Below are 19916 nucleotides of genomic sequence, written 5' to 3'. Positions count from 1 at the left end.
GTCTCCTTGTTAATCAAGCGTAGCCGTGTCTATCACGCCATATCGGGGTGGTGAATTAACTCACCGATGACGGCAGTAGCAAAGCTGCCTCGCGGTAACGCAAACGAGAGTAGCACGGCATCGGATTCCCAGGTGAGCTGGGGCGCGGTTAATCGCATGCGCAAGGCTCTGCGCGCTCGCTTCACACCGCTTTGTTCTAAACCGGCACACAGCGCAGGATACTGCTGGGATAGCTGCGCTTCATAGCTCGCTGCATCTTCAGAGTCTTTGTCACCCACGCCCCACAGCACGCCGGTTGGATGCACGTCCAGCTCAGCGGCGCGGGATATCAGGCTTTCATCCACTGAATCCACGTTAAACACGCTTTGCGTACCGTCTAACATCAGCGTATCGCCTGCAACAGGCTGATCCCAGGTACCGTCCGCCAGCCGGGTGCTTAACAGTTCGTTAAACAGAAAGCTTCGCGCGGTGGAAAGCAGCATTCCTTGTCGATCATCGCGCTTACGCCAACCGCGCGCCAGCAGTGCCTCGGCGCGGTGTAAATTGCGCCCCTCAGGGCCAAAGCGCTGGGGGCCAAAATAGTTGGGTACTCCCTGCCTGCATAGCGCCTGCCAACGGTTTTCAAAATCATCAGCCTGGATGGCCTCACCCGTTAAGCGCAGCGTAAAACCATTAGTGCGATGAACGCCACGCTTTAACTTGCGCGGATGGCGGGCCTGCTCCAACACCTTAATACCTAGCGCCGCAAGCGAGGCAGCCAGATCGTCAGGCGCTTCGCGCCCAGGCAAATGCACGCTTAGCCACTGGCGCGTAACGGCAATCCGATCCTTCATGCCCGAATAGCCGATATCCCGCGGGGTAACGCCACACAGTCGGCTTAAGCTTTTCACCACATCCAACGTGGTCTGATTGCGCTTTTCAAGCCGCAGCCAAAGGTGTTCTCCGTGCGCTTCCGGGGTAAAGTCCAAGTGTTCATCAACCAGAAAATCTTCAGGCTGGGCACGATACTGGCCGGGCTTGGGCGGCCCAAAGGCGTCATCCAGACGGCGCTGCCAGCTAGGAAGCTTACTCATTGGATCCCTCAAGCCGGCCGAGCAATACCACGGCTTCAGCGGCAATCCCTTCCCCACGCCCGGTAAACCCTAACCGCTCGGTAGTGGTCGCCTTAACATTCACCTGACCCAGCGATACGCTCAGCGTATCAGCGATGGTTTGGCGCATTGTTTCAATATGCGGCGCCATTTTAGGCGCCTGAGCCATTAGCGTGGCGTCCAGGTTAACAATGCCAAAACCTTCTGCCTGAACCAGATCCATGACGTGGCGCAGCAGCGCTCGGCTGTCCGCGCCTTCCCATTCGGCGTCCGTATCAGGGAAGTGGTGACCGATATCGCCTAGCGCGCAGGCGCCTAAAAGCGCGTCGCTAATCGCATGCAGCAACACATCACCATCGGAGTGGGCTACAAAGCCCTGCGAAAACGGCAGTTTAACGCCACCGATCATTAAATGGTCGCCGGGTCCGAAGCGGTGAACGTCAAATCCATGGCCAATTCGCATTAGGCGCTCCTAAATAAGCGGGTCTGTTTGTGCTGCTAAAATAGCGGCGGCAAGGGCAAGATCATCAGGATGGGTGACTTTTAAATTGTCCCGCCGCCCGCTGACTAAGCGTGGCTGATGGCCCAGCGCTTCGACCGCCGAAGCTTCATCGGTCACTACACGCTTTTGATGCCGGGCGCTCTCGAGCGCCTGACGCAGCAGCGCGTAGGAAAACCCCTGAGGCGTCAGAGCATGCCAAAGCCCATCGCGGGGTTCGGTATGGGTGCTCAGTTGCTCGGCATTGGCCCGCTTCATAGTATCGGCCACGGGCATCGCCAATAGCGCACCGCCTGCGTGAGTTGATGCGGCCTGATAAAGCGCCCGCAGATCCCCCGGGGTAATACACGGGCGCGCCACGTCGTGCACCATCACAATGTCATTGTCGCGTGCCTGCATGGCATGCAGCGCATTCAATACGCTGTCCATACGCTCCGTTCCGCCGGGCACGCGCTGCCAGTGGGCAAAGGGCACCCAGTCAGGCTGAAACCAGCGGTCATCGGCATCCAGGCACAGCACCAGCGTGGCGTCAGGAAACGCCTGATAAAGCCTCGCTAGAGTGTGCGCCAGGATGGGTCGCTCATCCAACGTCAAATACTGTTTGGGTTTATCGGCGCCCATGCGTCGCCCTTGGCCCGCAGCGGGCACTACTAACCACAATGCACGGCTCACCGCCACTCTCCGAGCTTACTCATCCCGTGCTGACTCATCGCAAATGCATTCACTGTGCAGATTACTCTCGGTTCAGCCGAGGCTGGGTCACCAAGCCTGCGTTAATGCCTATCAGCTCGGTCGCGATCGCCACACCGGGTACCCAGAAAAATTGCTCATCGCTGCGCACCATGCCCATATCGCTTCGGGCACGCTCTTCGATAGCATCCAAGCCGTTTTTAAGATCGGTGACCTCGGCCGCCAGACGGGCGTTACGTTCACGCATGGGCAGGTTATCGGCCTCTTGCATCGCAACGCGTTGTTCCACTACTTGCAGATCACGTAAGCCACCATTGCCCAACCACAGCGTATATTGGAGCAAGCCCAGCACGGCAAGTAGCGCAACCACCAGCCATTTGTGCATCACCGATCTCCTGACATAAAGGCTAAATGATATAAGGGTTAAAGAAGGTACAGCCACCCACGGTAACGGCGCGCATTATGCCATTATGCAGAACCATCAGCGAGCCACACATCATTTGAATGGCAATGCTTGATAGGCCGCTTCCCGATAAGCGTTGATATGCACGCCTTCTTCCTGACAGAACTGGGCAACGCCCGCCGCGAGGCCAGGATGAGCCAAATAGTGCAGCGAACGTATGCGCTGGGGCGCAAAACCGCGTATTAACTTATGCTCGCCTTGGGTTCCTGGGTCGAAAAGTGTCAATCCCCGCTGTAAGCAGTACTCAATGCCCTGATAGTAACAGGCTTCAAAATGCAGGCAGTCTGCGACCACCTCACTGCCCCAGTAGCGGCCATAAAGCGTTTTTTCACTGCGAAAGTAAAGGGCAGACGCGACCGGCTTACCATCCAGGCACGCCTGTACCAGCATCAGCGCTTCAGGCATGGTTTGGCGCAACTGCTCAAAAAATGCCTTGTTCAGATAGGGAGAGCGACCACGCTCGAGGTACGTCATCGAATAGCAGCGATAAAAGTGGGTCATCGCCTCCGACGTAATGTCCTCGCCTTCCAGACGAACCAAGGTGAGGCCCTGCTCAGCCACCAGACGTCGTTCGCGCTTGATCATTTTGCGCCGCTTGGAGGTGAGGCTTGCCAAAAAGCCATCAAAGTCGCCAAAGCCTGCATCCCGCCACTGAAACTGCACGCCTTCACGGGCAATGAGCTTGGGGAACTGGGCCTGCCAGGCCGCCACGTCGTGCTCATCGGCAAACAGTAAATGCCAACTGGAGAGCGACTGTTGTTCACAGAGTGACTGCCAAGCGGAGGCCAGCAGCGCGCGAATCGCATCTGCCTTGGGCGTTTTGGCCAGCAACGTGCGCACGCCTGGAACGGGAGTAAACGGAATAGCGCTGAGCACCTTAGGGTAGTACTGCCCACCAGCCCTTTCCAAAGCCTCAGCCCACCCCCAATCAAATACGTATTCACCGTATGAATGATGCTTACGGTACATTGGCAGTGCGCCGACCAGCTGGTCGCCCTGCCAAACACAGGCATGACATGGCTCCCATCCCGTCTCACGGTTTACAGAGCCGCTGACCTCCAGCGCATTTAAAAAGGCGTGGCGCAAAAAAGGCTGATCGCCAGCCAAGGCGTCCCACTGGCTTGCCTTAATATCGCTCATGGCAGATAAACTAGAGAGCTTTAGCGGACATGCAGGCATGGTATCTCCCGAAATGCGAGGTGGTCGCCTCTTGTCGTCTGGCGTTACTTTATCATCAACCCTGTTTTACGCTTAATACAGACGCTAAATACAGTTAATCTGACGCTTACCAGCAGCGGTTATTTAGCCCATGACATCCAGGCACGAATAAACAGGTACAAATAAGGAGAGGCTATGACGCACGATTTAACAGGCATTTTTAATGCCCAGCGACATGCTGTTAATCAGACGCCTTTCCCAACGTTAAGCATGCGGCGCAAGCGCTTGGCGCGCTTAGCGCAAATGACCAAGCGGCATCAGCACGATATTGTTCGCGCCATTCAGGCAGATTTCGGTCAGCGCAGTGCCATTGAAATTCGCCTGGTAGAAATTAATAGCGTGTTACAAGCGATTAGCTATACGCGCCGTCACCTGTGGCACTGGATGCGACCGTGGCGCGCCAGCATGCCTTGGCGCTTACTGCCCGCCCGAGCGCGCATTTCACCTCAACCGCTAGGCATGGTGGGGGTTATCTCGCCTTGGAACTACCCGTGGAGCTTGGCATTAATGCCCGTCATTGACGCCTTTGCGGCAGGTAATGTGGTGATGCTGAAGCCCAGTGAGTTGTCTTCGCACACCAGCGCTTTGCTTGCACGCTTGGTCGCGCAATATTTTACCCAGGATGAACTCTCGGTGATCCAGGGCGACGCATCAATCGCGCAGGAATTTAGTGCGCTGCCCTTTGATCACTTGGTATTTACCGGTTCGACCAGCGTGGGGCGCCAGGTAGCCAGCGCCGCAGCGGCAAACCTTACCCCGGTCACCCTGGAGCTTGGCGGCAAATCGCCTGCGCTGGTGGCAGGCGATGCTGATATGGATAAAGCCGCCGCCGCGATTATCTTCGGCAAAGCGTTTAACGGTGGTCAAACGTGCCTAGCGCCGGACTATGTGCTGGTGGAAAGCCGTCATTTGGAGGCACTGATTAGCGCCCTAAACCGCGCTATTTTGCAGCAGCGCCCGGATAGCCGCGAGGCAACCCAGCCGATCAATGAAGCACACCAGCAGCGCATTGAAGCAATGTTGGCAGAAGCGCGTGACCACGGCTGCCGTGTTATCGATCATGGTAACTACGCACCCGCTTTGGTCATAGATCCAACTCAGGATCTTCACATCATGCGCGAGGAGGTTTTTGGCCGCGGCCTGCCGGTAATCAGTGTTATAAACATCGACGCGGCACTTAACTTTATTAATGCGCGCCCGCATGCGCTCGCCCTTTATGCCTTTACCGACGATAAAGCGCTACAATCGCGGCTACTACAAACCACGCGCTCCGGCGCCTTGGTGTTTAATGAAACGCTGCTACATCACGCCGTTCCCACCCTGCCGTTTGGGGGCTTGGGCGAAAGCGGTATGGGTGCCTATCACGGACGTAGCGGATTTGATCGTTTTAGCCATTTGCGTAGTGTATTTTATCAGGCAAAGCGTACCACAAGCCGTTTTCTACATCCCCCCTACCGACGCTGGTTAATAAAATTACTTCGACTTGGTTAAAGCTCGCCCACCAGCGACCGATAATAGAAATATATTAATTTTACCTGCTCTTCATTTAGGAAGCTTATGCAAGCCGCCGATACGCCCCATAACGAAGCACAACGTCTCGCGGCCTTGCAGGCTCTGAATGTTCTCGATACCCCGCTTGAAGCAGCGTTTGACGGCATCACTCAGCTGGCCAGGGAAATCTTTGATGTTCCCATTGCGCTTGTCTCTTTAGTCGATAAAGACCGTCAGTGGTTTAAATCACGCCAAGGCATTGATGCCTGTGAAACAGAGCGCCGCGTCTCGTTTTGCGCTCACGCTATTGCCCACAATGCACCTCTCGTGGTGGAAGATACGTACAACGATCTCCGCTTTGATGATAACGACCTGGTCAGTGATGCCCCGTTTATCCGCTTTTACGCAGGCCATCCGTTACGCCCCAACGGCAGCCTGCCCGTGGGCACTCTTTGCCTGATTGATCGAAAGCCCAGAAGCTTTTCAGCGCGCGAACAAAAAATTCTGCAAGGCCTCGCGCAGCAGGTTGAAGAGCTGCTGCGCCAGCGCACGATGAGAGATGCATTAACCAGTACGGCGCGTCGCTTTGAAGCACTGTTTACCAAAAGCGCGACCGGCAAAGTGCGTATTGATCGGGCTGGCAATATCATTGCCGTTAACCCGTTTGCCCTGCGTTTACTCGGTTATAGCGAAGATGAATTGATTGGCAAAAACGTTGCCATTTTGACACCTCCCGATATTGCAGCCCTACATAACGATTTTATCGCCCGCTATCTTGCTGGCGGCGAGCCTAAGGTGATCGGGCGAGGCCGTGAAGTGAATGCCCAGCATAAGGATGGTCGCTACATTCCTGTACATTTGGCGATTAACGCCATTACCAATGACCAGGAAGAGGTCGTCGAATTTTTAGGCATCTTGACCGATTTAAGTGACATGCACGCGGCCAATCAGCGCATCAACAAAGAGCAGGGCCTGCTTAAAGTGCTGCACCACGGCATAACCGACTATCAGGCGCTGATGTCGGGCGAGCGCTTATGGACGTTTCTAATGGAAGCACTGCGCGAGCTGACCAACAGCGACTATGCGTTGATTGGCGAAGTGCTACCTACCGACAAAACCAATGCGCTTAAAATTCATGCGATTACCGATCTTTCTTGGAACGATGAATCACGTCAGCTGATGGAGCGCCTGCGCAGCGGCGATATGATGCTGACCAACCCTAATTCGCTTCTGGGTCGCGTGTTTGCCTTTGGCGAAGTCGTCATGACCAACGACGTTTATACCCACACCCTGCGGGGCGGCTTTCCTCTGGGACATCCGACGTTATCCAACTACCTGGGCGTGCCGATTTTCAGTGGTGAAAAGCTTATTGGCATGTACGCGATTGCCAACAGCAAGCAGCCTCTCAATCAGGGACTGCTCGACTGGCTTCAGCCGTTTACCGATACCTGCGCCCTATTAATTAATCTTTATAGCCAAATGGCAGAGCGCGAACAGGTAATGCATGACCTGGCCGCCGCCCGCGATCAGGCTGAAAAAGCCAATAGAAGTAAAAGCGAATTTCTGTCGTCGATGAGCCACGAGTTACGCACCCCGCTCAACGCTATCATTGGTTTCTCACAGCTTCTGGGCAAGGCTCGCCGCGACCCGCTGAGCAGTAAACAGCAGCGCCAGATCAATCAGATTGAAAAAAGCGGTCAACACTTGCTTAGCCTTATCAATGAAGTGCTCGACTTAGCCAGAATCGAGGCTGGCCAAATGGCGTTATCGATTGAGCCCATGCTGATCGAGAACGTCATAGACGACGCCTGCTCCACCTTGGAAGCGACGATGGAGGCGGCCAATATCACCCTGATTCGCACGCCTCTGCCAGCGACCTGCCGGGTCATTGCAGACTATACGCGAGCTAAACAGGTCCTTTTGAATCTGCTATCCAATGCAATTAAGTACAACTGCAAGGCGGGCAAAATTACCATTACCGTCGAACAGAGTAGTGACAGTATCCGTATTAACATTACCGATACTGGGTTTGGGATTCCGCCGCATCGTCATCATGAGCTGTTCGAACCCTTTAATCGCCTGGATGCTGAATACGGAGCCATTGAAGGCACGGGCATAGGCCTGGCGATTACACGCCAACTGATTGAGCGCATGAACGGGCAGGTGGGTGTGGAAAGCGAGTTGGGCAGCGGTGCCACGTTCTGGTTCACCTTACCCATAGCTGATCCTTCGGCATGCAACAATGCGCGCCATATGTCAGGTGATACCAGCTTCGCGATCAATAACCAACGTGCTTATACGTTGCTTTATATCGAAGATAATCCGACTAACCAGCGACTTATGGAAGATGTCCTTGAGGAATTTGAAGAGCTTCAGCTAGTGATCGCTTCCAGTGCCGAAATTGGTTTAGAGTTGATGCGCCAATCGCCGCCCGACGTGGTATTAATGGATATACATCTGCCCGGCATGAATGGCTTCCAGGCACTGGATATCATTCAAAAAGATAAGCAGTTCCGCGGCATCTACATCATTGCGCTATCGGCCAACGCGATGGAGCGCGATATTAAAAACGGTCTGGCTGCAGGCTTTGACGCTTATCTTACCAAGCCTTTGGATATTAATAGGCTTGCGAGCACCCTTAACAAGTTTATTGATTTAACGTTAGAGGAAGCGCCATGAATCTAGTCGGCAAGCATGTGCTAGTAGTGGACGATAATCCTACTAACGTAGAGCTGCTACTGGACCTGTTAGACGATCATGGTTTTACCAAGGTGCACGGGATTAGCGACCCGCGTCAGGTTCTTACCCACTGTCAGCAGCAGAAGCCTGACTTGATACTGCTGGATATTCGCATGCCGTTTTTGAACGGCTATGACCTTATTACGTTGCTCCAGAAACAGTTTTCGCGTCAGACGCCGCCCATAATCGTACTCACCGCACAAATTGACGACGCCACCCGCTACCGCGCCCTGAGCATGGGGGCGCGCGACTTTATCACCAAACCTTTTAATCATCATGAAGTGCTTCAGCGTATTCGCAATGCGCTCAGCCTTGAACACCGCTACCAGGTGCGCGACCAACAGGCAGAAACGCTTGAGCGCATGGTGGCCAAGCGTACCCACGAGCTTGACCGCCAATCGCGTACCGACCCCATCACCCAGTTGCCTAACCGACGCGGCTTGATGCAGGCGCTTAGAGAAGCCGCACTAAAGGCCTCCGGCACAGGGCTTTTATTTATTGCTCTGGATGATTTGGACGATGTAGTACGCCTGCATGGCTATACCATCGCCGATCAATTGATTGCACATACCAGCCAGCAGCTTTCTGCGCATTTGGATAATATCGGCCTGCTGGGCTTGTGGGGTGGAAGCGAGCTTCTGGTCATCACTCCGGTCAGCGATCAACATGCGCTTGAACAATTAGGCGCGCGGTTACTCAGCACCTTTGAACAGGATCAGACGCTGGGCGATTTACTCTTGCCGCTGGATGCGCGCATTGGGATCAGCTGGGCAAGCGGGCGCTTTGAAATCGAGCGGCTGGTGCATATGGCGGCATTAGCGCTGCCGCATAGGGGCGGCAACCTGCGCATACAGCGCTATCAGGAAACGTTGGAAATACAGCAGCGCCACCGGCTCAACCTTCAGCAAGCCATCCGCGGTGCTCCTCAGCGTGGCGAGATGTCGCTGGCTTTTCAGCCAAAAATCTCTTTGGCGACCCAACAGATTATTGGCGCAGAAGCCCTGCTGCGCTGGCACCATCCTGAGCTTGGGCATATTTCGCCGGGGGACTTCATTCCTTTGGCGGAAGCCAGCGGTGATATTCTGGCGATTGGCGAGTGGGTGCTCGAAGAAACCATGCAGCAAATAGTAGCCTGGCGAAAGCAGGGGCTGCTCAACGACCGTTTTCATATTGCGGTCAATGTGGCTGCACGCCAGTTAACGCGTAAAGACTTCGCCCAAAAACTGCTGAACCGTCTGGCGGCGTATGATATTCCAGAGCGTTTTCTGGCCCTGGAAGTGACCGAGTCAGGCTTGATGAGCGATATGCAAAATGCTCGTCTGCAGCTAGCTCAGCTCGCTAGAATGAACGTAGCCGTGGCTATTGATGACTTTGGCACCGGCCACTCATCGCTTGCTTATGTAAAAACGCTACCCTTTTCGACGTTAAAGATCGACCGTGCGTTTGTGATGGATCTTGAAAAAAATGCCGTGGACCGTCAGCTTGCCGTTATGATTACCCAGTTGGCACATGCGGTGGGCTGCGACGTGGTAGCAGAAGGTATCGAGACCGCCTCACAAGCGGCATACCTGCGCTCTATTGGATGTGAGGCCGCGCAGGGCTTTTTTTATGCCCGCCCATTGCCTGCCGATGACTTTGTTGCCTGGTGTAACAACTGGGTTCCACAGCCTACGCCACTCACTACACGGAGCTTGTTTAATGGCGCATGATTTGCTTAATCGCTTACGCGAACGCTTAGAAGATTTAAATCGCTCCGAGCGCAAAGTCGCTAACGTGATTTTAGAAGATCCGGCCGCGGCAACCAGCTTAAGTATCGCAAGCCTTGCCCAGGCGGCCAGCGTCAGTGAGCCTACCGTTAATCGGTTTTGCCGCAACTTTGGCGCCAAGGGCTACCCCGATTTTAAAATCAAGCTGGCCCAAAGCCTGGCAGGCGGTACTCCATATGTGACTCGCGCGGTAGAGCCCGGCGATACGGCCGCCCAGTACACACACAAAATTTTTGGCGCAACGATTGCAGCGCTAGATGAGGCGCAGCGTGACATCGACATTTCAGCCGTCGAGCGCATGGTTGACTACCTGACCCAAGCAAAACAGATTCATTTTTTTGGTTTGGGCGCGTCAGGGGCTGTCGCGCAGGATGCCCAGCATAAGTTTTTCCGCTTCAACCTGCCGGTGATGGCGTACGTCGATGTACTGATGCAGCGCATGGTGGCAGCAGCCTGCCATACTGGTGATGTGGTGGTGATTATCTCCTACACCGGGCGTACCCGTGAGCTGGTCGACATCGCGCGCGTGGCGCGTGAAGCCGGAGCGGTGGTGCTAGGTATTACCGCGCCAGACTCACCACTGGGTGCAGAGTGCAGCGCCACGCTTGATGTGGCGACGCCAGAAGACACCGACCACTATATGCCGATGACGTCCAGAGTCATTCAGCTCACGCTGATCGATGCGCTAGCTACCGGGGTCACGCTACGGCGCGGCGAGGGTTTCCTACCGCACCTAAAGAAAATCAAGGATAGCCTGCGTGACACCCGCTTTCCGCTAGATTCATCCAGCCCATAGTGCTCAGGCCGAAACAGCAGTCGTTACGCTAATTTCCACTTTTAACTCGTCGGCGGGCATCGGAGCGCACACGCAGGTGCGAGCTGGCGCATAGCCTTCGGGTACCCAGGCGTCCCAAACGTCATTCATGGCGGCAAAATCACTGCCATCCTTGAGATAGATCGTGGCACTGAGCAGCTCCTCGCGGCTGGAACCAATCTCTTTTAACAGCGCATCGACGCGAGCCAGCATGCTTTGTGTCTGGGCGGTAATATCGCCATTGCGCGCTTCAGGCCCGGCCACCTGGCCACACAAATAGGCAACGCCCTGATGAATAACGGCGCGGCTCATACGGGCTTTGGTATCGTGACGCTTGATGGTCATAGAAGACTCCACTGCATATAGGTAAAAAGGCAGTGTAAACGGCTATCTAGCCACTGACCACGCTTTCATGTTCAGCGTTCGCTGGGCACGGGTCGGTGCTCGAAAACCCGGCGAAGCACAAAGCTTGTATGTGCACCGGTGACCCCTTCAATACGGTTAATCACATGCAGCAGCAGGTGCTGGTAGTCATCCATATCGCGCACCAGAATTTTTAACTGAAAATCGGCCGCCTGTCCGGTAATAATCAAACACTCAATGACGTTGGGAATTTGTCGAATATGGTGTTCAAAGTTCTCAAATCGCTCTGAGGTATGTTGATCCATCGCAATGTGCAGCAGCACCATTAGCTGGTAACCCAGCTGGCGGGCGTCTACTTCGGCGCGATATTGCATAATCAAGCCGTGCTCTTCCAGCGCACGAACCCGGCGCAAACAAGGCGACGCCGAAAGGCCAATTCGGTCGGCAAGCTCCTGATTACTGATCCGCCCTTCCTGCTGCAGGATAGTTAAAATCTGGCGGTCAAAACGATCAAGCGTCAACGGCGTTACCGACATAATAAGCAGCTCCTGCTAATAAATTTCAATTTATTAAAATATACTGCCAATTAATGCCATTTTTAACTATTTTTCGCAACAACCTAGCGCCACAAACCCGTTACACTATTCACACTGCCAAAAGCAGTTAACGGTTGCGTGCAATACTCTGCATCATGAGTCTGCACCGATGAGCGTGTTTTAATGCACCAAGGCCTACGCCACAAGCGGCCAATTTTCCAAGTCATTAACCCTTAGGAATTTCACCATGTCTGCTTTCGATCATCGTAAATATCGCCCAGCACCGCGCGTTCCTGCGTTTAACCGCCAATGGCCTGACCGAGATCTTGATCGTGCGCCGATCTGGGTAAGTGAAGACCTGCGTGACGGTAATCAGGCGCTGCTGGAGCCGATGACCGTTGAGCAGAAAAAACGCTTCTGGCACCAGATCGTCAAGGTGGGCATTAAAGAAGTCATGGTGGGGTTTCCTTCAGCCAGCCAGCCCGATTTTGATTTTGTTCGTTGGCTGATTGAAGAAAACCAGATTCCGGATGATGTCACCATTGCGGTACTGGTGCAGTGCCGCGAGCATTTGATTGAAAAGACCTTTGATTCGTTGGTAGGTGCCAAGCGCGCCATTATCCATCTGTATAATTCGACCTCGACTATCCAGCGCGAGCGCGTTTTTGAAATGGACCGCGACGGCATTACCCAAATTGCCGTACAGGGCGCGACTTGGGTCAAGCAGCATGCCGAACGCTATCCTGATGTCGCTTGGCGTTTCCAGTACTCGCCGGAAAGCTTTTCCAGCACTGAAATCGATTTCTCACTGGCTATCTGCGAAGCAGTGATGGACGTCTGGCAGCCAACCCCTGAGAACAAATGCATTCTCAATCTGCCCACCACGGTAGAAGTGGCCGGCCCCCATCACCATGCCGACCAGATTGAGTACTTCTGCCAGCATATTAGCCGTCGCGACAGTGTCATTATCTCGGTACATACCCATAACGACCGTGGCGGTGCCGTGGCCTCAGCAGAGCTTGCTTTATTGGCAGGTGCCGACCGGGTAGAAGGCACCTTGCTGGGTAACGGCGAGCGTACCGGCAATATGGATATCGTAACGCTGGCCATGAACCTGTATAGCCAGGGCATTGATCCTAAACTTGATCTTTCCAACCCTGATGAAATCATCCAGGTGGTCAACGAGTGCACCGGTATTGCCATGCACCCGCGCCACCCATGGGTAGGCGAGATGGTGTATACCGCGTTCTCCGGTAGCCACCAGGATGCAATTCGTAAATCCTTGAAACACCAAAAGACTGATGAACCGTGGCAAGTAGCTTATTTGCCGATTGACCCCCACGATATTGGTCGCGATTACCAAGCGGTGATTCGGGTTAACAGCCAATCCGGCAAAGGCGGCATGGCCTTCCTGCTTGAGCGTGACTACGGCATTAACCTGCCACGCTGGATGATGCTGGCACTCGCCCCCTATGTGCAAAAAGAGAGCGAAGATCGCGCCAGCGAGCTTTCAAGCGAGATGGTTCGCCAGGTGATGTTCGATAATTTCACTCAGGAAACTCCCCTGTCGCTGGCGGATTACCAGCTCTCCAAGGGCCAGCGCGAAGGGCTTGAAGTTACCCTATGGCAAGGCAGTGAAACCCTACGTTTGGCAGGTTCAGGTAACGGCGCCATGTCCGCGTTTACCGACGCCTGGCAGAAACATTCCGGCACCAGTATCGGTATCATCGATTACAGCGAACACTCGCTAGGCGGCGACAGCGAAGCCAATGCCATTGCCTTCGTGCAGCTCAACATAGACGGTCAGCGGATCTGTGCCTTTGCTGAAGATAGCGATACCGTGAGTGCTTCATTGAAAGCGTTGATTTCAGGTATCAATCTAGCGGCAAAAACTACTGACAAGAACGCTCAGCACCCCGCTGAAAGCGCGCTTACGGTCTAATATTAAGATCTTATGTTTAAGGTCTAATGTTCAAGATCTAAACAGTTACGCCCTTGGCAAGCGGATGAAAAGCTATTCCAGTAGCCGCTTGCCAAGGGTTGCTTTCGCGTATAAAAGCCGCGCCAGGAGCACCGTTAGCGCAAGATCAGTACCGGCACCTGGGTTTTACACAGCATTGTTTTAGTGGTGCTGCCCAGCAATAAACGGCGAATGCGCGAATGTCCGTAAGCGCCCATCACCAGCATATCGATCTTATGGTCCTGCTGGTAATGACGCAGCGTCTCCTCTACATCGCCTGCATGTATCGCGCCTTTAACGATATGCTGCTCATCGCGCAGGGCTTTTAATGCCCAGGCCAGCTGCAAACGGTTCTCGGCAGTCTCGGTGCCCACTAGCACCACATGGCACTCAAGCCCCTTAAACAGCGGACTTTTCGCCACCATCTCAATACTCTTACGTGCCGTTGCACTACCATCAAAAGCCATCATGACTTTTTGGGGCGGGGTAAACTCCCTGGGCACCATAAGAATAGGTCGATGCATTTCCCGTACAGCGCGCTCAAGGTTTGCGCCCATATGGCCGTTTGCCAGATGAGTCGTTTCACCACGCTTACCGATAACCAGCAAACGTAACGCTTGCTCCTGGTCGGTGAGCGTTTCGATTAGCGTTCCGTTACGCTGCACGCTTTCAAGCGCTGCAACGCCTGCGTTTTCAGCACGCGTTTTCGCTGCCTCAAGCAATAGACGGCCCTGCTCACGGGCAATCTTAGCGCGCTGCTCATCAACGTTGGCTAGCTCTTCAAGTAAATGCTCCCGGGTTCCTAAGCCCAGATGCCCGGTCAGGTCAGGTCTAACCGCCTGAGCGTGATGCTCGACCACATGGATAAACGTGAGTGAAGCATCAAGCGCCTTTGCCGCCCATGCGGCATATTGGCAAACACCTTCTGCAAACGGGGAACGATCAATAGCGGCTAAAACGTAGTCAGACATAAGCAACCTCTGTTCAAGTGAGTGCATGCACTGCGCTGGTGATCTATCCCTCTTTTAGGTGAAGTGAGCGCCTAACAATAGGCGCTAATTTTTATTGGCACTTACTTGTGTATTAGTTCTTTCTGGGGTTTCTGTCTACTCATATCGCCATTAGCGCGTCTTTCTATCTTAATAGAATGGCGTGCTACACTTTGGCGCTTTTAGCTTAAAACCCAGCCATTAGGCGCACCCGATGACGTCAGCAGGGGCTTGGCATGATGAGTTTTTTATTAGTGGCGTTAGGTGGTGCACTTGGCGGCATGGGGCGTTTTGCGATTTCAAACCTGCTCGCCAAAAAGTATGGACAGCAATTCCCCTGGGGAACGCTTTTTGTAAACGCTAGCGGCGCGTTGGCGGCCGGATGGCTTTTAGGCACACTGGGCTTTCCTGAGCACGGCGCTTCATCGCTTTGGCTAATGAGCGTCACCGGGCTTCTTGGGGGTTACACCACCGTCTCGTCATTCAGCTTACAAACGCTTGGGCTATGGCGAAATGGCCATTCGATTAGCGCTCTTATCAATATTATCGCCACGCTGTTGCTTGGCCTTTGCCTGGCTTATGTGGGCTGGCTGTTATCCGGGAGCCTCCCATGAAGGCTTGGCAGCGTTATTTAGCCGTTGGCGTTGGCAGCGGCCTGGGTAGCCTAATGCGCTATGCGGTATCGCTTGGTGCCCAAGCAGCGCTGGGCAGCTATTTCCCCTGGGGCACGCTGCTGGTCAACGTGGCAGGCTCGTGGCTGATTGGCTGGTTAGCCGCCATGGCAACGCTTGCGCCTACCCGTTGGTGGCAGCCTTTTGGCATCGTGGGATTTTGTGGCGGCTTTACGACATTCTCAATGTTCAGCCTAGAGACGCTGCATTTTATTGATGCAGGCAAGCCGGGGCTTGCGCTTGTATACCTAGCGGTCAGCCTACCGCTGTGGCTGGGCGCCGCCGCAGTCGGCGATCGCATGGCGCGCTCATACAAAGCCTGCCCCAACAGCCACCAGCCATAAGTTACCCGGAGCAATACTGCCTAATGCGTGATCAGATGGAAAAGCATCAGTCCTGGATATATCTTGGCTTTATTTCTGCGGGCTTAACGCTAGGCGCCTATGCGCCAGAGCTAACGGCGTCTTTTGACCGTTTATTGTGGCCACTGCTAGGCGTACTGCTCTACGCAACGTTTACCCAAATTCCTTTGCTACGCATAGCACAAGGTGCCACCGATACCCGATTTATGATTGCCCTGCTGGTCGGCAATTTTGTGGCTATTCCGGCATTTATAGCCATTATGCTGCTGTGGCTACCGCTGCCCCCCGCCGTGCTGGCCGGTGTGTTACTGGTACTTTTAGTACCCTGCACCGATTGGTTTATCAGCTTCGCCCACTTGGGTAAAGGCGATACAGCGCTCGCCATTGCCGCCACCCCGCTGCTGTTGCTGGTGCAGATAATCGCGTTGCCGGTCTACCTGTGGCTGCTCTTAGGCAACGAGTGGTTTCTGCTTACCTTTTCGACGGCGCTATTGGGCGCTTTTGCAGGCTTTATTTTACTGCCGTTGGCGCTGGCCTGGCTGACAGAGTGCGCCGCCCAGCGCTATCCAAGCCTTGAGCGCACCACTCATCGCCTTGGTCTCCTGCCGGTGCCACTGTTAGCGCTGGTGGTGTTTATTATTGCTGCCTCTCAAGTGGGCAGCGTGCTTGGGCTTCATCAGGTGTTGGCCCAAGTCGTATTCATTTTTATAGGTTTTCTACTCTTTGCCGGCATGCTCGGGAAAGTGCTGGGCAACGCGTTCAAGTTACCGCCGGCCAGTGCCAGAACGTTAACGTTCAGTTTTGCTACGCGTAACTCTTTTGTGATGTTGCCTATTGCGCTTGCCCTGCCTGAGGCATGGCAAGCCGCCGTGGTTGTGATTGTTTTTCAATCGTTGGTTGAGCTGTTTGGAATGATTGTTTATTTACGCTGGGTACCCAACACGCTGTTACCCGACCGCGCTTAACAAAAGCCGACCCCTACATCCAGGGCCGGCTTTACGCTACATTCAAGAAGCTATATTCATTACAGATATATTTAATACAGCTATGCGTTTTGTGGTGAGGCGTTAAAGAGCCTAGTGGTCTTTCATCAGCTTATCTATCGCAGCCGAATCGTTGTGTACCGCATAGCGGTCAACAATGGTTGCACTGGCGGCGTTTAAGCCAATGATCTCGACATCAGTACCTTCACGGCGGAATTTAATCACCACCCGGTCGAGCGCCTGTACGGCGGTAATATCCCAAAAATGCGCCCGCGATAAGTTGATAGTGACCTTGTCGAGACTTTCCCGGGTCTCAAACGCCGCCATAAAATGCGTAGAGGAGGCAAAGAACACTTGGCCGACAATGTGATACTCACGCTGCCTGCCCGCCTCTAACACGTTTGATTCGACATACATGATCTTGCTGACTTTATTGGCAAAGAACATCGCGGCAAGTAACACACCGACAAATACGCCTAGCGCGAGGTTATGCGTCCCTACGGTAACCGCTACCGTTGCCAGCATCACAATGTTGGTACTCAGAGGGAGCTTTTTCAAATCGCGGATCGATTCCCAGCTAAACGTCCCGATCGATACCATGATCATGACAGCCACCAGCGCCGCCATGGGAATCTGGGATACCCAGTCAGAGAGAAACACCACCAACAGCAGCAGCACGCCGCCGGCAATCAGCGTTGAAAGCCGTGTACGGCCACCGGATTTAACATTGATGACCGACTGACCGATCATTGCACAGCCCGCCATACCGCCCATCAGACCCGCACCAATATTGGCGATTCCCTGGCCTTTGCACTCACGGTTTTTATCGCTGGGCGTATCGGTCAGGTCATCGACAATGGTCGCTGTCATCATCGATTCCAAAAGACCCACAACGCAGAGCATCAACGCGTAAGGCAAAATGATCGTCAGCGTTTCAAGGTTAAGCGGGACATCTGGCCACAGAAAAACCGGCAGCGTATCCGGAAGCTCGCCCATATCCCCCACGGTACGAATGTCCATGCCGCTGACCATATACACAACGGTCAATACTACGATACATACCAGCGGGGAAGGCAGAGACTTACCGATAACGGGTAAATAGGGGAACAGATAAATAATGCCTAAACCGGCCAGCGTCATAACGTACACATGCCAGGTCACGTTGGTCAGCTCAGGCAGTTGCGCCATAAAGATCAAAATGGCCAGCGCATTCACAAAGCCTGTCACCACTGAGCGCGACACAAAGCGCATTAATTCTGCGAGCTTTAAATAGCCGGCGATAATCTGGAACACGCCGGTTAACAGCGTCGCGGCAAACAAGTATTCCAGGCCGTGCTCGCGAACCAGCGTAACCATCAAAAGGGCCATGGCGCCGGTAGCCGCGGAAATCATGCCAGGGCGCCCGCCTGTAAACGCAATGATGACTGCGATACAGAACGAGGCGTACAGCCCCACTTTGGGGTCGACCCCTGCAATGATCGAAAAGGCAATCGCCTCAGGAATCAACGCCAACGCTACAACAAGGCCTGAAAGCGTGTCGCCTTTAATGTTGGAAAACCATTCTTGCTTACTGAAGAGAGACATTCATAGGGTCCATGGTGATAGATGAACGCAAAGCGGCCCAACAGCATGGCATAGCGATACTGGGGGCGACGCAATCAATACGGGAGTTGGAAAATCATTAATGACTAACGGCTAATGGCCCTCATCCGCTTTCGGCGAATAGGGTGCCGCTATGCGATGAAAGCGCCATTAGCGCATCACCTCACAGTAATAAGGAAGGAAGTTGCCTAGGGCGGAGTCATCAGCCCTGCTATTGGCAGTAATAAGAAAGTAGCTATTGAAAGCGTCATGACGTGGATACTTGGCCGTTAAAAATGCGGTAAACGATACACTGCGATATTGGCGGCTGATTCTATCAGCAAATAAAGGCAGCTGCACCCGCCTAGCAGCATGTATCGCGTCTCTCACGGATGACCTTTGACATCACATTAGCGTACCATTGAGTATGTTAAATGATGATATTTAACCGTTAATGAGGAGTTACCCATGAGCCAAACGATTGCGGTTATTGAAGGCGATGGCATCGGTCCAGAAATTATGGACGCTACCTTAAAGGTATTAGATGCCCTTGAGTGTGGCTTGAACTATGAGTTTGTTGACGCAGGCCTGGTCGCGCTTGAAAAACATGGCACGCTCATTCCTCAAGCATCACTGGATGCCATCGAAAAACACGGCATTGCGCTTAAAGGCCCTCTTACGACCCCCATCGGCAAAGGCTTTTCTTCCATTAACGTTCAGCTTCGCCGCCACTTTGACCTTTACGCTAACGTGCGCCCGGCCATTAGTTTCCCAGGGACTAAATCGCGCTTTGAAGATATCGATATGATTACCGTGCGCGAAAATACCGAAGGCGCTTATCTGTCTGACGGGCAGGAGATGATCGACGACGGCAATACCGGTATTTCAGTGATCAAGGTGACCCGTAAAGGGTCCGAGCGCATTGTGCGTTATGCGTTTGAGCTGGCTAAAAACCAGGGGCGCAAAAAGGTCACCGCTGTTCATAAAGCCAATATCATCAAAACCAGTTCAGGCCTGTTTCTTGAAGTGGCGCGCGAAATCGCCAAAGAGTATCCCGAACTCGAATTCCAGGAAATGATCGTTGATAACGCCTGTATGCAGCTGGTGATGAACCCGCATCAGTTTGATGTGGTGGTCACGACGAACCTGTTTGGCGATATTCTTTCGGATCTCTGCGCAGGGTTAGTGGGCGGTTTGGGCCTGGCGCCCGGAGCAAATATTGGTGAAAAAGCTGCGATCTTTGAAGCGGTACACGGCTCAGCGCCGGATATTGCCGGTAAAAAGCTTGCCAACCCCTGCGCCCTACTGCTGGCCGCCGCACAAATGCTTGACCACCTGAGCATGAACGCTAAAGCGGAAGCAATTCGTCAGGGTATCCGTAAGGTACTTGAGACGCGCCGTGAGATGGTAACTCCCGACATGGGTGGTACAGGCACCACCGACACGTTCGCCCAAGCGTTGGTGGAATACGTTCAGGCTTAAAAAAATACTAGATTCAGAATAAACCGGCGCTCTTAATATTAAGGGCGCTTTTTTTTGCTCGCCAATAGTGCTCAATTACCAAATAGTGAAAATATTTTCTGTATTTCATTCAATCGTTTGAATTAAAAAATTAATAAAAACTAGTAAAAAACACCTATATTTGTGACTAATTAATTCCAATTTGTAACGTTGTGTACTTAAATTAAGTGGTTTTAGCA

Annotated in this window: 18 protein-coding genes; 9 read left to right on the top strand and 9 right to left on the bottom strand. The window is 53.5% G+C overall.

Going from position 1 to position 19916, the window contains the following annotated elements; translation table 11 throughout:
* Positions 1-32: 32 nt before the first annotated feature.
* The 5 genes from truD to D467_RS0105035 all read right to left on the bottom strand — a co-directional run bounded on the left by truD (position 33) and on the right by D467_RS0105035 (position 3922).
* The gene (truD, locus tag D467_RS0105060) at positions 33-1073 is read right to left on the bottom strand and encodes a tRNA pseudouridine(13) synthase TruD (RefSeq protein WP_018916426.1); all 1041 of its coding nucleotides are present in this window, start codon (positions 1071-1073) and stop codon (positions 33-35) included.
* On the bottom strand, positions 1066-1554 hold the full coding sequence (gene ispF / locus D467_RS0105055) for a 2-C-methyl-D-erythritol 2,4-cyclodiphosphate synthase (protein ID WP_018916425.1): 489 nt from the start codon (positions 1552-1554) through the stop codon (positions 1066-1068). Before ispF ends, truD begins: the two co-directional genes overlap by 8 nt.
* Positions 1555-1563: 9 nt before the next feature.
* Positions 1564-2262, bottom strand: coding sequence for a 2-C-methyl-D-erythritol 4-phosphate cytidylyltransferase (gene ispD / locus D467_RS0105050; protein WP_026285616.1), 699 nt, complete (start codon positions 2260-2262; stop codon positions 1564-1566).
* A 61-nt stretch (positions 2263-2323) separates the two neighbouring features.
* Complete coding sequence (gene ftsB, locus D467_RS0105045) at positions 2324-2665, bottom strand: cell division protein FtsB (RefSeq protein ID WP_018916423.1); 342 nt, start codon at positions 2663-2665, stop codon at positions 2324-2326.
* 111 nt (positions 2666-2776) lie between these two features.
* Positions 2777-3922, bottom strand: a complete 1146-nt coding sequence (locus D467_RS0105035; protein WP_018916421.1) for a GNAT family N-acetyltransferase — start codon at positions 3920-3922, stop codon at positions 2777-2779.
* Between the two features lie 174 nt (positions 3923-4096).
* Between D467_RS0105035 and D467_RS0105030 the strand changes: the two genes are divergently transcribed.
* From D467_RS0105030 to D467_RS0105015, 4 genes are all read left to right on the top strand, one after another.
* The gene (locus tag D467_RS0105030) at positions 4097-5452 is read left to right on the top strand and encodes an aldehyde dehydrogenase family protein (protein ID WP_018916420.1); all 1356 of its coding nucleotides are present in this window, start codon (positions 4097-4099) and stop codon (positions 5450-5452) included.
* A gap of 66 nt (positions 5453-5518) precedes the next feature.
* The gene (locus D467_RS0105025; protein ID WP_018916419.1) at positions 5519-8131 is read left to right on the top strand and encodes an ATP-binding protein; all 2613 of its coding nucleotides are present in this window, start codon (positions 5519-5521) and stop codon (positions 8129-8131) included.
* On the top strand, positions 8128-9900 hold the full coding sequence (locus tag D467_RS0105020) for an EAL domain-containing response regulator (protein WP_018916418.1): 1773 nt from the start codon (positions 8128-8130) through the stop codon (positions 9898-9900). The genes D467_RS0105025 and D467_RS0105020 overlap by 4 nt, the downstream gene beginning before the upstream one ends.
* Complete coding sequence (locus tag D467_RS0105015) at positions 9890-10753, top strand: MurR/RpiR family transcriptional regulator (protein ID WP_018916417.1); 864 nt, start codon at positions 9890-9892, stop codon at positions 10751-10753. Before D467_RS0105020 ends, D467_RS0105015 begins: the two co-directional genes overlap by 11 nt.
* A 3-nt stretch (positions 10754-10756) precedes the next feature.
* On the opposite strand, the gene D467_RS0105010 is transcribed toward D467_RS0105015, so the two are convergent.
* Entirely contained in the window at positions 10757-11116 is a 360-nt protein-coding gene (locus tag D467_RS0105010) for a RidA family protein (RefSeq protein ID WP_018916416.1), read from the bottom strand.
* Positions 11117-11187: 71 nt separating this feature from the next.
* Positions 11188-11670: an Lrp/AsnC family transcriptional regulator gene (locus tag D467_RS0105005; protein WP_018916415.1), complete on the bottom strand. Its 483-nt coding sequence runs from the start codon at positions 11668-11670 to the stop codon at positions 11188-11190.
* A 247-nt stretch (positions 11671-11917) separates the two neighbouring features.
* Between D467_RS0105005 and D467_RS0105000 the strand changes: the two genes are divergently transcribed.
* Positions 11918-13612, top strand: coding sequence for a 2-isopropylmalate synthase (locus tag D467_RS0105000; protein ID WP_018916414.1), 1695 nt, complete (start codon positions 11918-11920; stop codon positions 13610-13612).
* A 134-nt stretch (positions 13613-13746) separates the two neighbouring features.
* Here the strand turns inward: D467_RS0105000 and D467_RS0104995 are convergent, their stop codons facing one another.
* On the bottom strand, positions 13747-14601 hold the full coding sequence (locus D467_RS0104995) for a universal stress protein (RefSeq protein ID WP_018916413.1): 855 nt from the start codon (positions 14599-14601) through the stop codon (positions 13747-13749).
* 254 nt (positions 14602-14855) lie between these two features.
* Between D467_RS0104995 and crcB the strand changes: the two genes are divergently transcribed.
* The 3 genes from crcB to D467_RS0104980 are packed head-to-tail and all read left to right on the top strand — an operon-like array spanning position 14856 to position 16617.
* Entirely contained in the window at positions 14856-15233 is a 378-nt protein-coding gene (gene crcB, locus D467_RS0104990; protein WP_018916412.1) for a fluoride efflux transporter CrcB, read from the top strand.
* Positions 15230-15634, top strand: a complete 405-nt coding sequence (locus D467_RS0104985; RefSeq protein ID WP_018916411.1) for a fluoride efflux transporter FluC — start codon at positions 15230-15232, stop codon at positions 15632-15634. Before crcB ends, D467_RS0104985 begins: the two co-directional genes overlap by 4 nt.
* 23 nt (positions 15635-15657) lie before the next feature.
* Complete coding sequence (locus tag D467_RS0104980; protein ID WP_018916410.1) at positions 15658-16617, top strand: arsenic resistance protein; 960 nt, start codon at positions 15658-15660, stop codon at positions 16615-16617.
* 111 nt (positions 16618-16728) lie between these two features.
* Here the strand turns inward: D467_RS0104980 and D467_RS0104975 are convergent, their stop codons facing one another.
* The gene (locus tag D467_RS0104975; protein ID WP_018916409.1) at positions 16729-18219 is read right to left on the bottom strand and encodes a SulP family inorganic anion transporter; all 1491 of its coding nucleotides are present in this window, start codon (positions 18217-18219) and stop codon (positions 16729-16731) included.
* Positions 18220-18684: 465 nt separating this feature from the next.
* Here D467_RS0104975 and D467_RS0104970 point away from each other — a divergent pair, with 465 nt between their 5' ends.
* Positions 18685-19698: an isocitrate dehydrogenase gene (locus tag D467_RS0104970; RefSeq protein ID WP_018916408.1), complete on the top strand. Its 1014-nt coding sequence runs from the start codon at positions 18685-18687 to the stop codon at positions 19696-19698.
* Positions 19699-19916: the final 218 nt, after the last annotated feature.

Source organism: Vreelandella zhanjiangensis DSM 21076, assembly GCF_000377665.1.
GTDB classification, from domain to species: domain Bacteria; phylum Pseudomonadota; class Gammaproteobacteria; order Pseudomonadales; family Halomonadaceae; genus Vreelandella; species Vreelandella zhanjiangensis.
Note: the sequence above shows the minus strand (reverse complement) of the source record. Positions and strands in the feature narration are given on the sequence as shown.

What these genes read in the sequence shown, in the direction of transcription:
- D467_RS0105015 (WP_018916417.1), top strand. Translation starts at nt 9,890, where the DNA reads ATGGCGCATGATTTGCTTAATCGCTTACGCGAACGCTTAGAAGATTTA.
- truD (WP_018916426.1), bottom strand. Translation starts at nt 1,073, where the DNA reads ATGAGTAAGCTTCCTAGCTGGCAGCGCCGTCTGGATGACGCCTTTGGG.
- D467_RS0105000 (WP_018916414.1), top strand. Translation starts at nt 11,918, where the DNA reads ATGTCTGCTTTCGATCATCGTAAATATCGCCCAGCACCGCGCGTTCCT.
- D467_RS0104975 (WP_018916409.1), bottom strand. Translation starts at nt 18,219, where the DNA reads ATGTCTCTCTTCAGTAAGCAAGAATGGTTTTCCAACATTAAAGGCGAC.
- D467_RS0104980 (WP_018916410.1), top strand. Translation starts at nt 15,658, where the DNA reads ATGCGTGATCAGATGGAAAAGCATCAGTCCTGGATATATCTTGGCTTT.
- D467_RS0105010 (WP_018916416.1), bottom strand. Translation starts at nt 11,116, where the DNA reads ATGACCATCAAGCGTCACGATACCAAAGCCCGTATGAGCCGCGCCGTT.
- D467_RS0104970 (WP_018916408.1), top strand. Translation starts at nt 18,685, where the DNA reads ATGAGCCAAACGATTGCGGTTATTGAAGGCGATGGCATCGGTCCAGAA.
- D467_RS0105030 (WP_018916420.1), top strand. Translation starts at nt 4,097, where the DNA reads ATGACGCACGATTTAACAGGCATTTTTAATGCCCAGCGACATGCTGTT.
- D467_RS0105025 (WP_018916419.1), top strand. Translation starts at nt 5,519, where the DNA reads ATGCAAGCCGCCGATACGCCCCATAACGAAGCACAACGTCTCGCGGCC.
- D467_RS0105005 (WP_018916415.1), bottom strand. Translation starts at nt 11,670, where the DNA reads ATGTCGGTAACGCCGTTGACGCTTGATCGTTTTGACCGCCAGATTTTA.
- D467_RS0105020 (WP_018916418.1), top strand. Translation starts at nt 8,128, where the DNA reads ATGAATCTAGTCGGCAAGCATGTGCTAGTAGTGGACGATAATCCTACT.
- ispF (WP_018916425.1), bottom strand. Translation starts at nt 1,554, where the DNA reads ATGCGAATTGGCCATGGATTTGACGTTCACCGCTTCGGACCCGGCGAC.
- D467_RS0104985 (WP_018916411.1), top strand. Translation starts at nt 15,230, where the DNA reads ATGAAGGCTTGGCAGCGTTATTTAGCCGTTGGCGTTGGCAGCGGCCTG.
- D467_RS0105035 (WP_018916421.1), bottom strand. Translation starts at nt 3,922, where the DNA reads ATGCCTGCATGTCCGCTAAAGCTCTCTAGTTTATCTGCCATGAGCGAT.
- ftsB (WP_018916423.1), bottom strand. Translation starts at nt 2,665, where the DNA reads ATGCACAAATGGCTGGTGGTTGCGCTACTTGCCGTGCTGGGCTTGCTC.
- D467_RS0104995 (WP_018916413.1), bottom strand. Translation starts at nt 14,601, where the DNA reads ATGTCTGACTACGTTTTAGCCGCTATTGATCGTTCCCCGTTTGCAGAA.
- crcB (WP_018916412.1), top strand. Translation starts at nt 14,856, where the DNA reads ATGATGAGTTTTTTATTAGTGGCGTTAGGTGGTGCACTTGGCGGCATG.